The 15,188-nt window shown below is 60.8% G+C and carries 10 protein-coding genes; 4 read left to right on the top strand and 6 right to left on the bottom strand.

The annotated features are described in order from the left end of the window. Nucleotides 1-414 precede the first annotated feature (414 nt). Entirely contained in the window at nucleotides 415-2,307 is a 1,893-nt protein-coding gene (locus AAFG16_RS39495) for a trehalose-6-phosphate synthase (protein ID WP_342734103.1), read from the top strand. Nucleotides 2,308-3,998: 1,691 nt separating this feature from the next. Beyond that, on the top strand, nucleotides 3,999-5,450 hold the full coding sequence (gene rpoN / locus AAFG16_RS39500) for an RNA polymerase factor sigma-54 (protein ID WP_342734105.1): 1,452 nt from the start codon (nucleotides 3,999-4,001) through the stop codon (nucleotides 5,448-5,450). A 98-nt stretch (nucleotides 5,451-5,548) separates the two neighbouring features. Here rpoN and AAFG16_RS39505 read toward each other — a convergent pair whose 3' ends face one another. Together AAFG16_RS39505 and AAFG16_RS39510 are read right to left on the bottom strand one after the other, a co-directional pair. Next, complete coding sequence (locus AAFG16_RS39505; protein ID WP_283081783.1) at nucleotides 5,549-5,797, bottom strand: hypothetical protein; 249 nt, start codon at nucleotides 5,795-5,797, stop codon at nucleotides 5,549-5,551. Between the two features lie 657 nt (nucleotides 5,798-6,454). Next, entirely contained in the window at nucleotides 6,455-6,754 is a 300-nt protein-coding gene (locus tag AAFG16_RS39510; RefSeq protein ID WP_271608582.1) for a hypothetical protein, read from the bottom strand. Between the two features lie 858 nt (nucleotides 6,755-7,612). Between AAFG16_RS39510 and AAFG16_RS39515 the strand changes: the two genes are divergently transcribed. After that, nucleotides 7,613-7,903 carry a hypothetical protein gene (locus tag AAFG16_RS39515; protein WP_342741042.1) on the top strand — a complete coding sequence of 97 codons (291 nt, stop codon included), beginning with the start codon at nucleotides 7,613-7,615 and terminating at the stop codon, nucleotides 7,901-7,903. Beyond that, complete coding sequence (locus AAFG16_RS39520; RefSeq protein WP_271608583.1) at nucleotides 7,834-8,067, top strand: hypothetical protein; 234 nt, start codon at nucleotides 7,834-7,836, stop codon at nucleotides 8,065-8,067. The genes AAFG16_RS39515 and AAFG16_RS39520 overlap by 70 nt, the downstream gene beginning before the upstream one ends. A gap of 294 nt (nucleotides 8,068-8,361) precedes the next feature. Here the strand turns inward: AAFG16_RS39520 and AAFG16_RS39525 are convergent, their stop codons facing one another. Genes AAFG16_RS39525 through AAFG16_RS39540 form a run of 4 tightly spaced genes read right to left on the bottom strand, consistent with a single transcriptional unit; the run spans nucleotide 8,362 to nucleotide 15,122 of the window. Next, the gene (locus tag AAFG16_RS39525) at nucleotides 8,362-9,531 is read right to left on the bottom strand and encodes a Wadjet anti-phage system protein JetD domain-containing protein (RefSeq protein WP_342734108.1); all 1,170 of its coding nucleotides are present in this window, start codon (nucleotides 9,529-9,531) and stop codon (nucleotides 8,362-8,364) included. Between the two features lie 2 nt (nucleotides 9,532-9,533). Next, nucleotides 9,534-12,968 carry an SbcC/MukB-like Walker B domain-containing protein gene (locus AAFG16_RS39530; protein ID WP_342734110.1) on the bottom strand — a complete coding sequence of 1,145 codons (3,435 nt, stop codon included), beginning with the start codon at nucleotides 12,966-12,968 and terminating at the stop codon, nucleotides 9,534-9,536. Then, nucleotides 12,965-13,603, bottom strand: a complete 639-nt coding sequence (locus AAFG16_RS39535) for a DUF4194 domain-containing protein (RefSeq protein ID WP_342734112.1) — start codon at nucleotides 13,601-13,603, stop codon at nucleotides 12,965-12,967. Before AAFG16_RS39535 ends, AAFG16_RS39530 begins: the two co-directional genes overlap by 4 nt. Beyond that, a complete protein-coding gene (locus tag AAFG16_RS39540; RefSeq protein ID WP_271608587.1) occupies nucleotides 13,593-15,122 on the bottom strand; it encodes a Wadjet anti-phage system protein JetA family protein in 1,530 nt (509 codons plus the stop codon). The genes AAFG16_RS39535 and AAFG16_RS39540 overlap by 11 nt, the downstream gene beginning before the upstream one ends. Nucleotides 15,123-15,188 lie beyond the last annotated feature (66 nt).

Raw genomic sequence — 15,188 nt, forward strand, 5'->3', positions numbered from 1 at the left:
TCCGCCAGAGCCACACGCGTGCGTGCGTCTGGCTTAACAATACTTGTCCTGCACTTCTTGCGTGGCGCTCTCATCAGCTTAGCGGGCGGACGCGCGCTTCATCCGAGCTTGCTCTCGTCGTTGAGGAACACGAAACGCGCCGCCTGCGATACTCCTAACGATCATAGGCCGACCGTTTTGCTTCCAGCCAATCGATTTCGGCGTCAGCTCACCAAACCGCGCATCCGCCTCGTCAGCAGGTTCCTTGGCCGCCTGCTGCTCTTGCGTCGCCCATGGAGCGGCGTCTGTGCGGCTATCTGACCCGGCAATTGGTCAGCTTCCAGAAAGCCGGACCTGCCAGTCTCGCATTGTGGAGATCTTCTCGGTCGAGCCGCGAATGCATCAAGCGGAAACATCGTCAAACGGAGTTGCGAGATGGCTCGAATCCATGACACGCTCGAGACCGCAACTTCAGGCGCTACGGAGCGAGATGAAAGTGGAGGCCAGACTGCCTTCGACAGGCACCTGAACGGCGTGCCGTTGGAGCACGGGCAACACGAAGGAGCAGGACCTTCCCCTGCTGTTCTCTTAAGCGATTTGGAGGACGGCCTCCACACCGTAAACCAGCAGCCCAATATGAAGCTGGTCGTCATCTCGAACCGGGTTGCCCCGTTCGACCCTGATAAGCCCCAGACCGGCGGGCTTGCGGCGGGCCTGGAGCCGGTCGTCGAACGTTCCGGTGCACTCTGGGTGGGTTCCTCGGATACCCGCGGAGATGGGATCGACCAGCCCTTGCCGCTGGTGAAGACCGGTGCAGGCGACGTGGCGAGGCTAGACCTGCCAGAGGCAGACTATCACGGCTATTATCGAGGTTTTTCCAATTCGACACTGTGGCCTGCATTGCACTCCCTGCTCCAGCGGATGTCGGGTCCCGAAGGCGATTATGACAGCTATCGAAATGTCAACGCGTTTATAGCGCGAGCCGCCTTCGACGTGCGGGATCGTGACGCATTCTGGGTCCATGATTATCATTTACTTCCGCTCGCGGCTGAACTTCATAGGCTCGGCATTGATCGGCCGACCGGCTTTTTTCTGCACACGCCATGGCCGGCGCCCGATATGATCGAGCGCGTACCCCACCATTGCGAGCTTATGAAGCTGATGCTGGAGTATGATCTGCTCGGCTTTCAGACAAACCGGGATCTCAACAATTTCCTGGCCTGTCTGCAGGTATATTTCGCGCTGCAAAGCAAGGATGGCATCGTGACAACGGAACGTGGCCAGACGCATCTCCAAAAATTCCCGATCGGCATCGATCCCAAGCAGTTCGCGGCGCATCTTGCGGCAGATCTTTCGCCCGCAGAAGAAGAAACACTTTCGTCATTATTGCGGAAATTCGAAGGCGCCAAGTTCGCGATCGGCGTAGACCGGCTCGATTACACGAAGGGTATCGACAAGAGGGTCGAGGCGTTGGGCCACCTTCTAGCCGCGAGTCCTAGCAGCATCTCGTTGCTGCAGATCGCGCCGTCCTCCCGCGCGGACATTGACGAATATCAGAAGTACAAGGAGGACGTGGAGAATGCGATTAGTCACGTCAATGCTAAGCACGGCATGGACGAGCGGAGGCCGATCCACTATACGAATGATTCTTTCAGCCAGGCTGCACTCACGCGCCTCTACCGCGCCGCGCATGTAGGTCTCGTCACGCCGCTGCGCGATGGCATGAATCTCGTGGCAAAGGAGTACGTCGCGGCCCAAGATCCGAAAGATCCCGGGGTTCTCGTACTATCCAAGTTTGCGGGAGCGGCTGAAGATTTCGGCGAAGACGAGGCGCTTCTGATTGACCCAAACAATCCGGAAGAGATTGCAGATGCTATTTCGAAGGCGACCAACATGCCGCTAGAGGAGCGTGTCAAGCGCTGGCGGTCGATGATGGATAAGATTGAATCCTATACCATCCACGACTGGTCGGCCGACTACCTCCGAGAGCTGGATAAAAGCCGCATCAACGTTCCCGCTGATCAGTTCCACCATCTCGGTCTGGGCTGGACCAACGAGGCCCAAATGCCGCTTTATCAAAATTATGCAGCGGCGCTGACCGCCTATAACGAGATCGATCCCGCGGCTGGTGCCCTAAAGGAAGCTGCCTACACAGACGTGAAGTCGGCTTTTGAGGCGTTGGCGGTCCCGCTGAAGCATACACAGGACAGAATCTGGGATTTCGCAGCGCCACCAGCTTCACAAGATGCTGCCTCGACGCCAAACTTGCAGAGCTCGACAAGGTCTACCATGGAAGATACAGCGCGACGAACAGTACCAAGCCCATAAAACCGAACGTCCACACAAGCGGCCCGATCAATGTCGACATTTGCAAAGCCTTTTCGATCTCCTCGGCCACGCGTCGGCAGTCTTTTGCGATGTTCATTAGCCCACTCCGCTCGAGATCCAAGTGGGCACGCGCCGCTTCAGCCCGGCAAATCTGCTCTACCCGCTGCAACTGTCTGAGATTTCGCTTTCTTCGTTTGTGCACCCACATGCGAACAGCCCCATCTCAAGGCGATGCGGCAAGAGTTTGGCGTAACTAGCGCAAACTAACAGATCCGCCAGTTGATCGATCTGCGTCAGGTTTGTAGTCCGACCTTAAGCAGGCTTGAGAGAATGACGCAGCCATGCTCAGCGCTGAATCCAGCGGTGCTGGTAGGGCTGCCACTGATGCTCTCCCTGACAGAGCAATCTCGCGATACCTTGTCCGCGAGGCCGTAATTGTGCCGGGACAGTCTTTCTGACGAAAGCGTAAGATCGTGTCACTGGGCGTGGTGTAACTGGCTGTGGGTCACCGCATTCACCGGCATAGGCCCGTCATCTGGCAGCGGACGGGAAGCTGCCGACAAGATCGCTAAGCGCATCGATCGCCCATTTAAATTGCATTTCCGACGAATGAGGCGCCTTTGTTTCGCCGGCTGGCTCGCTGGTGATCTGCAGCGGATGTCCCCCAGCCTGGATGCGTTCCTGCGCCTATCGAGAAGCACCCTTGCGATTGATGGCTCAAAAGGGCCGCAGGAGACCTTGCCCTGTCGGGCAATGGTCACTGCGCGGGCATCAGGCTCACGCCCGCCGGCCCCTTCCCGTAACAAATCCATCACGAACTCAAAAGGTGTGCTGCCACCGTTGTGAAACACAAGCTGAACAGTCTTGGCCTCCCTGAGAACTTTATTCATTGGAGCCTCGCCGTACTGGGTGAAATGGTTCGGTGTGCTGCCTTATTCCGCAGCTTGAGTTTCTATTCGCGCTGAGCTTGTTGCGTTAGCGGGGCTGTCGTCTTCAACAGAGGCGCCAACGCCTGAACGACTGTGCGCACCAAAGTCTTTCTTCTTTAGCCGACCCAGCCGGGTGACCCCGCCAAGCGACAGACCAAGGATATGGCTCGCAGCAGATCCGCATTGCCGTCATCCGGGTTGCTTGAGCAAGGACTATGCCTGCGCCTCATTCATTCCAGCCGGGCGCGCGCGCAGGCTCTTTTGAAATAGCTTTCCCAAGCAATGTCAGAGACCCGACGCTAATGTTTGATGTAATCTGCGCCGAGGCCCGCGCACTGAATCAGCACCAACTTTCGCTCGTGCGGCATTTCGTCGACTTAAAGGCTATTGGAAACAATATGCTGCGGAACTTGCTGGTGCCGAGCTCATCTTCCAAATCTTAGTCGCTCTGGGGCAATCTACCGACCTCTGCCGTACTGCCAGGATAAAGAGATATTCACCGTCTGCAGGACTATCGTCATCCGAAGTGCCTGGGCCAGCCCATGCGCTCGAGTCACAGTGCCACCAGCTAGTATCTATTTCTCGAGTGGTGGCGCGCACATGGGCCCTCCGGAGGGACGCCTCGATAGGATCTGCCGTCCCTCCAGCCATTTGCACCAGAATCACACCTCGGATCTGCTTTTTGCGCGGCATCAAAGCGCGTGGATCAGCTCCTGAGTAGATGAGCAAAACGCGGTTAGCTTCAGTATTGGTTCTCGCTTCATGTCGCTCACGCAGAGATTAGAGTTACGGCATTCGCAGTCATTGATGATGTCGCCGCAGTTGATGCAGGCGATCAAGCTGCTGCAATTGGCCCATCTCGATCTCAAGGCCTTCGTGGAGGAGGAGCTCGAGCGCAATCCTCTGCTTGAGCGCGCCAGTGCCAATGCAACTGGCATCGAATCCCTGACTGAGGTTGATCAGGTCAGCGCCGAACAGCCGGCCGAGGCGGTCGCGTGCAACGCGCAGGTCCCGGCGCCGACCACCTATGCCGAATGGGGTGGCCGCGCCTCAGGTAATGAAGATTACAATCTTGAAGCTTTTGTCGCAGCCGAGACAACATTGTTGGAGAATCTCGCCGAGCAGCTCTCGGTCGCCTTCTCCGCGCCGGCGCAGCGCATGATCGGCCAGTACCTGATCGACCTCGTCGACGAGGCCGGCTATCTGCCGCCCGATCTCGGCCAGGCCGCCGAGCGTCTTGGCGCATCGCAAAAGGACGTCGAGGACGTTCTTGCCGTGCTGCAAAAATTCGATCCGCCCGGCGTCTGCGCGCGCAATCTGAGCGAATGCCTGGCGATCCAGCTCCGCGAGCTCGACCGTTACGATCCCGCGATGCAGGCGCTCGTCGAGCATCTCGATCTGCTGGCCAAGCGCGACATCGCGAGCTTGCGCAAGCTCTGCGGCGTCGACGACGAGGACATCGCCGACATGATCGGCGAGATCCGCCGGCTCAATCCCAAGCCCGGCATGAAGTTCGGCTCGGCCCGCTTGCAGACCATGGTGCCCGACGTCTATGTCCGCCCGGGTCCCGACGGCGGCTGGCATGTCGAGCTCAACAGCGACACCTTGCCGCGCGTGCTTGTCAACCAGACCTACTATTCCGAGCTATCGAAGAAGATCGGCAAGGACGGCGACAAGTCCTATTTCACCGACGCGCTCCAGAATGCGACCTGGCTGGTGCGCGCGCTGGATCAGCGCGCCCGCACCATCCTGAAAGTTGCGACCGAGATCGTGCGCCAGCAGGACGGCTTCTTCACCCATGGCGTCGCGCATCTGCGGCCGCTGAATCTGAAGGCCGTCGCCGACGCCATCCAGATGCATGAATCCACGGTGTCGCGCGTTACCGCCAACAAGTACATGGCGACAAATCGCGGCACATTCGAATTGAAATATTTCTTCACGGCGTCAATCGCCTCGGCCGACGGCGGCGAGGCGCACTCGGCCGAAGCGGTGCGTCATCACATCAAGCAGCTGATCGATTCGGAAGAACCCTCGGCGATCCTGTCGGATGATACCATCGTGGAACGCTTGCGCGCCTCGGGCATTGATATTGCCCGCCGCACGGTCGCGAAGTACCGCGAAGCCATGCGCATTCCCTCCTCGGTGCAACGCCGCCGAGACAATGAGTGGGTAACAATCAACAGTCGAGCATCGGCCGGAGTTCGCCGTCCGTGAAGAACTTAAGCCGCCGATTCCGAATTGCGAAGCGACGTTTTGTTTTAGCTGGATGGACCGAAAAGCGACGTTGGAACTCGTCGGCATGATTACTCGCCTCAACGGCGACAGCTACTGACACCGCTCATCATCTCGTGAATGTAATCAAAATCGGCGCGCGACACATTCGGCGGAGGTTTGCGGCCGGGGCGCCGGGCAAGACCAGCGGAATCGGCCGCGCGCGCCGCATCCAGTCGTTGCTCAAAGGCATCTTCTCGCGCTTGGTTCGGTTGGTGATCGTCTAGAACGGCGTGCTGGACCGATAGCGGAGGTGCGGCATTGGATATGGCGAAATCGTGCGAGTCCATGCCACCTTCCTCGTCAAGGATCACTGGGCCAGTCCCTATTCGGAGAAGCTTTCGAGAAGCTGACGAGGCCGCGGACAGCACCACATCGCATTCGCCTGGGAAACCTCTTCCTGGCGTTTCAAGAATTTAGGTGACTGCCGTTACCTGCCCTCTTTCGGTGCATTGGGATCGTTTGCGGACATAGTCAGCCAGTTCTCATCATCCTCCATGCGATGCCGGATGAGGCATGGCTTCCGCGGTCAGCACCGCCCGTCATCGCATGCCTTGCTCCACGGTCATAGCGGACCAGCGTGTCAGTGAACGCGCCCTCTCGCGCCCCTCTCGAGACACGTCTACCGGCAATTTGAACGCTTTGAAGACGGACAAAACGACCCAACTGGCTCAAGGTGGCGAGCTTTGACATTCGACTCTGGACATCTCCGTGCACAGCCCCCGGAACAGGAGGCTCTAGCCAAAGACGCGGCGACGTCACGTATGTGGTGCTACTCTGCGCGCATCCCCTGGCCAACGCATCGCGATCAGCCAAAAAGCCTAGCCTATCGACAGGGCCGCACCTGGTTGTCCGGTTCGCCCGCTGGGCTCGCAACCCCATGCGTCTCGAGATCTTCACCAACTCCGCGACAAAACCTTTCGCCGCTATGGGCGCGGCGGCAGTTTTCAGCGGTCCCATGATCGACTCGAAAAGGCCACACCAGCATTCTGATCAACAGAATCATCGACGCTTCGGGATTTGTGCGGTCGGGCGTTACGTATTGAACTGTTGGCCGCAGGGTTGCGCTGGCGCTCATCGATCGATGATGAGACCGCTCGACGCTCAAGCCTCCGCTCCAGATCCGCCAATCCTGCCTTACATTCCTCGACAACCGATTGGGCGCGAAGCAGCTTGACCTTGAGCTCGTCCTGTTGCCTGACTATTTTATCGAGATCCCAATCGTCCTGCATCAGCTCATTGACCATCTGCAAAGCACTGATTGAAGGCCGCCCGCGCAGCTCTACGAACCCAGGCTCGGCATCTCGCAGATGCGCGCGCTTGGGTCACCGGCCAAAAAGTGACGCAAACAATCGTGCTGGTATACGCCTTTACCCTGGTGTACGCCATCTTGTTGAGGACCGCCATTCGTCGCGAGTCCTTTACAAGACGATCGGATTCCGGCCCGGCAAACCGGAGCGCGATCCGAAGATGGCAGAGTTAGCCGCACGGTTTGGAAAGCGCATCAGGAGACCTCTGCCACCGATTAAGCAAGTTTCATCTGAATACCTCGACCGAATGCCGAACGAGTATCATAGTCAAAAGTGGTTCGTCACATGTTCAAGCAACCGGCATGCCAATGCCGCTTGAGCGCTTTTATGAAGAAACGATGTCAGTTGCCCGCAGCATGTAGTTGGCGGCGGTGCTGTTGTCGGTTTTTTAAACAAACGACGTCTTGAATGAGACAGCCAAAGCCGCAACCGCTACGGTGATAGCAGCGCTCACTATTGCAGCAGGCAATATAGAGAAGATTTTGCGGACATCGGCCAGAATGCTCTCACCATTTTTGAGCGGTGCGTTGTTCTATGAGAATTGCTATCGCTGGCCATGGCGCCGATGATGCGAACGCGACCTCAGCGATAAGATCGTGTCAGCGAGGAAAAGGATAGCTGAAGCGCGCAATCCGGGGCAGCGTGTTCATGAGGAAGACAGCAGAAAAAACGCCCGCATCGCGGCCTCGTCGGCTGGCGAAATGGGTAGCTGGCCGTCAACTCACCGACGAACTCTCCGCAACTGCAACACTCGCCACGCCGATCGCGCTCACGCAGCTCGGACAGATCACGATGATGGCGACGGATCTAGCCTGGATCGGCCATATCGGCACTGAGGCAGTGGCGGCAGCCGCGCTTGCCGGCATGATCTTGTCGGTCGGCGTGACCTTCGCAGCCGGTGATCTCGGCGGCAGGTCCGTTCGCGGCCCAAGCATGTGGTGCGGCGGACGGAGCTCTGGTACGGCGCCCAGTGCGCATGGGGCTATGGGTTTGCAATCATTCTGTGGGCTCCGATCATGGTTTTACCGCTGCAGGGCGAGCAAATTGTGCTTGCGCTCGGCCACGAACCAGCCATCGCGCGGCTAGCTCAACAATGTCTGTTCGGGCTGGCCTGGGGCATCTTGCCGGCATTAAAGCGGCGTTGGCACCCGGCTAAGGTCGAGATCGGCATCACCACCGAGGACGACATCAAGTGTCGATCGGCGATGCGATCATCGCCGCTTCGTTTATGGAGACGGCACCAACGTTAGTGGTCTTGTTTCGGTGATTGTCTACAAACCGTTGATCGGCTGGGGCCTTCGTAGGCGAATCAACGGATTAACACCCGGTTATAAGAGATTCCCATTCTTCACTGCTGGAGGCGAGCGGCGGTGCTTCGGGGCCTTGTCGCCGTGGTGCCAATGAGATTGTCGAAGTACGGCAAGGAGCCGCCCTAGTCATGGCGTTCGCGCTGCGGAACGCAGGTGTTGTTCACAAAGACCGACGGAGGTCATCGACCGACGAAGCTCATCGGGATCGACACCGCGTTGATCCGCGCGCATTTTCTAATGAAGCTCTGGCAGGACTGGATCGAGTTCTTCCTGCTCGAGCGTCTTGGCTCCATCTTCCGCCAGGTACGCTGCCAGAGCCGCGATACCGGAGTCCGGTGGACATCGAGCGGGTGCCGATTTTTTGAACGGCACTTGTCCCAAGCGCTCGGCAACTTCGACGCTCATGAGGTGGGGACGGATCGGTCGATCGACGGCGCGCTCGATGGTGTGGAAGATCCAGGTGCCGTCCGGATCGATGTCCGACCAATGAAAGATCGGCGTCTGTTCGGACACCAATCCTGCGATCGTCCGCAGCGCCTGCTGGGTGGCAAGCGAGGGGTACCCGCCGACATACATGGTCGTTCCTAATCGGCCGGGGTCTGCCTCGGCGATGTGCCGGTTGAAGCTTGCGAAGTTTTCGATCGTCAGAACGTAGGCCGGCGGCTCTCGGAAGCGGACGCGATCTGCTTCCTTGGGAGCGATTCCGAGATAATGCGGAGATATCGTGGAAAGATCGGCTCCGTCCAGGTCGATCTTGCCCGCGATCAGCAGCGGCGGCGCGAAGCGCTCCAGTCCGATCGCTCGCAGTGCATCGCGGGGACGGGCGCCAGGCGGAAAGTCCATTAAGCCGTTCAAAAGCCGGACCACGGCACCCTCGATGCGCTCGAGTATCTTGCTGTGCCCCACCGTACGTCGCGAGAAAGTTTTGTAGTCGACGTCCAGATGCTTGTTATCGAGGATCGCGTGGGCGAGAACGAATGCGTGGCGTAGCGTGTCGACATCGGACGAAGCGAATCCATGCCACGTCTTACCCCGCGCCCACACCTCTGCGATTTGAGAGCCGCTGTTCTTCAGGGACTGGTTCAGCGCCAATCCGGCTTCCAGCCGCGCGGCGGCGTCCTCCGCGAGGCGTGACGCCGGCGTGCGGCCCAGATATCGGTATAAGATCTCCGCCGAGGCCAACCGCACATGCGCCACTTGGTCTCGTTTGGCGCCGCGGCCCCAGCCAATGGAGATCGAGCCGGCACTTTCGGCGTTCTTGATCTGCTTCAGGAAAGCGTCCGCCGCGACTACCGACGAGAAAGCGGCATAGTCGGGGTGGGCGATTGGGCTTGCGGCCCCGGCCTCGAAGCGATCGAGCAGGTCGTTCAGCAGGCCGATCGCGTCCGTGAAACGTCGCGCCATAGCTACTCGGCGGCCAGACGGGTGGCGAGCTCATCTTCGGACATCAGGTCCGGATCGATGGCCATCAGCTCGCGCTTGGCCTTCTCTTTCAGTTCCACCACTGTGGCCCTGGACTGTTCGCCGATGCGGTCCACCTCCACGATGGTGTCCATGTGCTCGAGCACGGCGACCCGCTTCTCGAACGGCGCCGCGATCACGAACTGGAGCCCCAGGTTCTTGTAGAAGCTCATCATCTGCCGCTGGTTCTTGCCGTCCATCTTGGAGAAGGCCTCGTCGAACATGGCGAGGGCGAAGCCGGCGGGCTTGCCCGTGCGACGCTCGGCGCTGCCGTAGACGGCGGCCAGCGAAGCGCCGATAGCGACGTAGATGGGCACCTGCTGTTCGGCGCCGGACCCGGTGCCGCGCCGCTGCTCCCAGCGGGTTGAACGACCCGTAGCTACATCCTCCATGTGAATCTCGAAAGTATAGAAGTTGCGGTAGTCCTCGAACTGGGTGAAATCCTTGTCGGGGTCCTCAAGCAGCGCCTCGAGTGCGACGATCGTATCCTTGTGCGGAAAGTCATCGGGCACGTCGCCCCGGAACAGCATATCGAGCGCCTCCGGGGACGTCTTGGCGATCTCGATGATCTTCAGGATCGGCTGGAATTCCACGACCTGGGTGCGGTGGAATGAATAGCGCTCGTTGTGGAAGGGATGTGCGTAGAGACTGCGGTTCAACGACTGCAGCTCCCGCTCCATCTTGCCGATCCGGGCCGTGAGCGCGTTGATGAACTCGCCGCGCAGCAGGGTGGAGGCCTTTTCCGCCGCTTCCCGCGCCTGCCGTTCGTACTGGCGGAGCTCGTTGGATTCGATATCCGCGATGAGCTGCTCCATCCAGGGCTTCACCTCCCGCAGCGGCTCGCTCTCCGCGCCGACTTGCGAGCTCATCCCGAACTGGTCGAAGTAATCGTAAAGGAGCTCGCGGACCCGCCGCTCGATGCGGGCGCGCTCTGCGTCCGAGGCGTCCGCATCCTTCAGCGCCCTGTCCGCGATGGCGCGGTGCTTCTCCGCAAAGCCCTTCTGGGCTGCAGCATCGAGGCGCTGGCGGTAGACGATCCTGCCTTTCGCGGCGGAGTAGAGCGGGAAGGACCTGCGATAGATCGACCGGGCGACCCGCAGGTTGAGCTCGGAGCCGGGCACGTTCTCGCCCTCTCCGAGCCTCCTCTCCGCCGATCTGACCTCGCCGTCATGCTCGCCGAACGCCTTCTGCTGGATCTTTTGCTCATCGAGCCTCTTCTTCTTCAGATTCTGCTGGGCCCTTTTCTTGTCGCGAAGTCCACCGTCGCCCGCGCCGTCGAGTGCTTCGAGCCTCGCTTTGGCTTCGGCGATCTCGGTCTGCGCGGCCGCGAAGGCAGCGGCGCACGCCTTCAGATCGTCACGTCCCTCGCAGATGTTCTTCAGCGCGGCAAAGGCCTGCTCTGCCGCCTGGGTCTCCTTGCTCTTTTCCGTTTGAAGCCGATCCAGTTCCTCGGCCTGATCCTGCAGGGAGCGCAGGGCGTTCGCCTGGGCCGCCTTTCCAATCTTGTGCTGCGCGGCTTCGATCCAGCGATGGGTCCTGACGAGTCCGTCGTCGTAGAGGCCGTCCTTCATGATGGCCCGGCCGGGCCTGTTGAACTGGTCGAGCGTGTCCGCGAGGCGGACATTGCCGTAGCGGCGCATGATGAAGGCCATAGCGTCCGGATCCTGGCTCCGGAAGATCGAGGGGAAAGTGCCGCGCTCCGGCTTGGCCCTGAACTGCTCGAGCTTGTTTAGGCTCACGAGCGATGCATGGCGAAACTCGCGGCGACCTTCCTTGAAGATTGAGGTGGCGCCGCTGATATCCGCCCTGTCCACGAACACGGCCTCCCGGTCGCGGCCGAGGAGCGCCTCGGCGGCTCCTACCCACTCGGGTTCGCCGACTTCGATGATGTCGCAGAGCACGCGCGGGACCATTCCCCTCTGCCGCAGCCTGCGGCAGAGGAGTTCAGTGTCATCGCCGAGATAGGCGCGCGCGCCTCCGGCGGCGTGCTGTCGGATCCGTTCGAGCACCTCGTCGCGGCGGCCTCGGAGCCCGGAAAGCTCCGCGATGATCGTTTGACGCGCTTCGTCGATCTTCGGCAGCCATTTCGCGCCGCTTACCGCGAAGGACTTCTCGGCCGCGGAGAGCTCGTCGGAGACGCGCCCGATGTCGGCCCCGGCGGTGGCGGTCAGAAGACGCTCAAGCGCAGGAACGAAGTCCTCGAAACCGTCCGCGCACATCGCGCGTAGCGGCTCCAGGCGACGGACGTTCTCCATGCGAGCCTTGAACTCCGCCGAGGCGCGGTGCGCCGCCTGCCCGGCCACGTCTGCGGTCTGTTGCAGGGACTTTCTGCCGGTCTTGGCATCGTGCTCGGCGATCGCGGCCGTGAGGCGTTCGATCTCGTTATCGATGGCCTTGACGTCGTCGTCGATGAAATCGAGTTCTTTTGCTGCCGCGTCCCGGCGCGCCATCTCGGTACGCCGCTTGGTCTTGAAGTCCAGGTTTGTCGCGCGCGCCGCGAGCCAAGTCGCGCGTTTTGCGATCCACTCCTCCCTGAACTTGGTCTCGAGCGCTTCTTCAAGTGTGCCGAGGACGCCCCGAAGCGCCCTCAGGGCTTCGAGCCTGAGGCGCATCTTTCGGATGGTTTCGCTGATGTTGCGGTATGTCTGGATCGACTCGCGCAGCTCTTTGATGCCGATCGGACTGTCCTCGAGGATGTAGTTCCGCACGAACTGAGTGGCCGTCTGGTTGTGGTCGAGCGTCATCGCGTTGACGATTGATTTCTGCAGCGCGCTGGCGTTCTGCTCGCCATAGGGCGAATGCGGCAGAAGATGGCGCATGTACTCGCGGACGTAGTCGCTGGCCCGGTCGCGATGATTGACGAAGTTGCCTTCGCCGACCGCAGCGACGATCCGGGCGCGCACGTCATCCCACTGCGCCGGGAATTGCGACTTTCCTCGCTGCTCGATGAAATCCTTGGAGCTCAGAACGGTCCCGACGGCGACGAACAGTGCCAGCACGGTCTCCCTGCTGTCGGACTTGCGCGCCTCAAACGCCATGCCGATCGTGACCGGCGGTCGATCGCCTTCCTTGTCTTCGAAGCCTAGCGCGACGTAGGTGCGCGCCTCGTCGCGACGGCGCTGGTCTTCGCCGAGGGTCCCAAGGCAGTAATCGACGACGCTGCGCTTCGAGCCGCTGCGCGATTTTCCGCTGTCGCCGGCGACCGCGTTCAGGCGCAAGAACCGCCGGCTCCCGCCGGTGAGAACGACCTGTGCCATGTCGAGGATTGTCGATTTGCCGGACCGGTTCTCGCCCAGGACCCCGACGTGTCCTGTCACGTCGATGTCGGCGACGTCGAACAGGTGCCAGTTTACCATGGTCAGGTGGCGTAGCTCCATCATGCCTCGTCTCCTGCGGGCTGCGGAAACCGTGCCTCCTCGCTGCGGACGTAGCGCTCAAGCCGTTGGAGAGCATCGCCGCCACTGATCAGCTTGATCATCGGGCGGATCCTGATCTCGCAGTCCTGCTGCTCGTCGTCAAAATCACCGATCTCGACCAAACTGCGTTGGGCGGCCTCGCGCAGGATGTCGCGGAAGCGGGCGGCCGAGATCGCGCCTCCGCCGCCGTGTTGCGCCATCTCGCGGTAGCGATCGAACAGGTCGTTCAAAGTGGCCACTACGACGGCCCGGTCCTCGACCGCTCCGACGTTTACCTCCTGCTGCCAGTAGGCTGCCAGCACCAGCATGACGATGGTTTCGTCGAGCTTCATTCGGGGCAGCGGCACGTCCTCGTCCATGGCGACGATGCCGGCCCACTGCGCCTCCGGATCGCGGTGGACGCTGTATCCGCAACTGTCGAAGAAGGCGTCGACCACCTCGCGAAAGCGGCCATCCATGATCGTGTTGTAGATGGTCCCAGTCCGGGGATCTCCAGCGAACACGAACTGCCGCCGCAGCAGGAAGTGCAGCGCTTTGCGGAGGTCTGCCGCCTTCTCCGCGCCGTAGGAGCGCTCGATGTTTTCGAACTCACTGAGCACGGGCTGCCTCTGCTTTCCGGAGGGGGCCGGATCGCCTGACCACGAAGTTCGCACACCGAAGCCATTCGCTGTCGTGGGGCGGCGTGTCTGGGCGCGGCTCCAGATCGAACCCGGCCGCGACGTGCGCCGGAATCTCGCCCGTCAACGCATATCGGCGGGCGCAATCGAAGGCGAGAAAGTCGTCCACGGTATCGATTTCCATGAAGCGGGCTTCCCTGGTCGCAAATGGCGGCACCTGGCCCTCCAGGAATCGTCTGACATCCTCGGGGCGGGGCGCGATGCGAGCGATATATTCGAGGCGGAGCTTCTTCCGCAGTTCGTACAGCGGGTCCGACGGCGGCTCGGCGAGCTCCCTTGCCTCGACGGGGCGGCGCGGCTGCCTGGCCGGCGCCTGATGGTGCTCGGACCAGGGGGACCGCAGCGGCTCGATGCTCCATTCGATTGTCGCCTTGTAGTGTCTGCCGTCCCGCAGCAGGGCATCCAGGCGCCGCACCAGGTCGCCGGCCCGGCCGACGAGTCCCTGCCCGCCCCGCTCGGCGTACTTAATGGTGTTGCGAACCCGGGCTTCGAGCTGCCTGCGGAAGGCCTCGATCCTATCGAACATCTCGCCGATCTGATCGAAGATGCTTTCGATGGCCAGCAGGTCGTCGGCCGCGGCCATTCGGCCGTCCTCGACGTCGGCTGCCATGCTGGAGGCTGTGTACTCCTCGGCGAGGACCTGCATGGTTTGCGGGGTGTAGGAGATCCTCCGCGCGAGATCGACGATGGCGTCGCGGAAGCGGTACGGATGGTTGACGGTGAGGATGGACTCGAAATCTTTCAGCAGGAGCTGGTCGACGAACTCCTCGAAAAAGGCTTCCAGCCGGGTAGCGACTGTTTTCGACTCCATGACGGTTCGTCGGACGCGCTTCAGGTCGGCCAGAATGGCACGCAGGCTCTTCGTGAACTGGTCGGCCTGATTGCGCGCCTCGCGGACGGCGAGCGCGGCTTCGCGCTGCTTGCGGTCGGTGATCTCGGGCCTCAGTTTTTCGACCGCCTCCAGGTTGAGGCGGATTTGCACTATCAAGCCGCCGAATCGCTGCGAGAGATCCTTGTTGAGGCTTGCGAGTCGCTGGATCACGAGCAGCGGTCCCATAGCCATGTCCACGGTAACGCGAAGCCCGTATTCCTCCTCTTCAAGCCATCCCCAGGCGAGCAGCCTTGCATACAGTTGTCGGGCAAGACCGAGTGCCTTGTCGCCCTTCTCGGAAGCGAGCGCGACGTCGGCCTTTCGGATCCGGCGGCGTCCCGCGGAGATCATTTCCGGCAGGCTGCCGAAATCATCGCCCTCATTCCAGAGGGCGGGGTTGGCGCGCATGACGTCATAGATGGCATGGACGACCTGCTGGGGGGTCGGAAACGACGGCGCGCCTGAAAAGAAGCGTTCATGGAGGTCGAGCAGACAGGCCGCGTACAGGTGCTTGTGATCGCGCGAGAAGGCCAAAAACGCGTCGTCATGCAAATGGCGGAACAAGGTCAATGACGCGGCTCCTGGGCCCGACTTCCTGAGATGGCGGCGCTAAACGCATGATGTGCCGGACAACCT

The organism is Bradyrhizobium sp. B117 (genome assembly GCF_038969555.1).
In the GTDB taxonomy this organism is placed as follows: domain Bacteria; phylum Pseudomonadota; class Alphaproteobacteria; order Rhizobiales; family Xanthobacteraceae; genus Bradyrhizobium.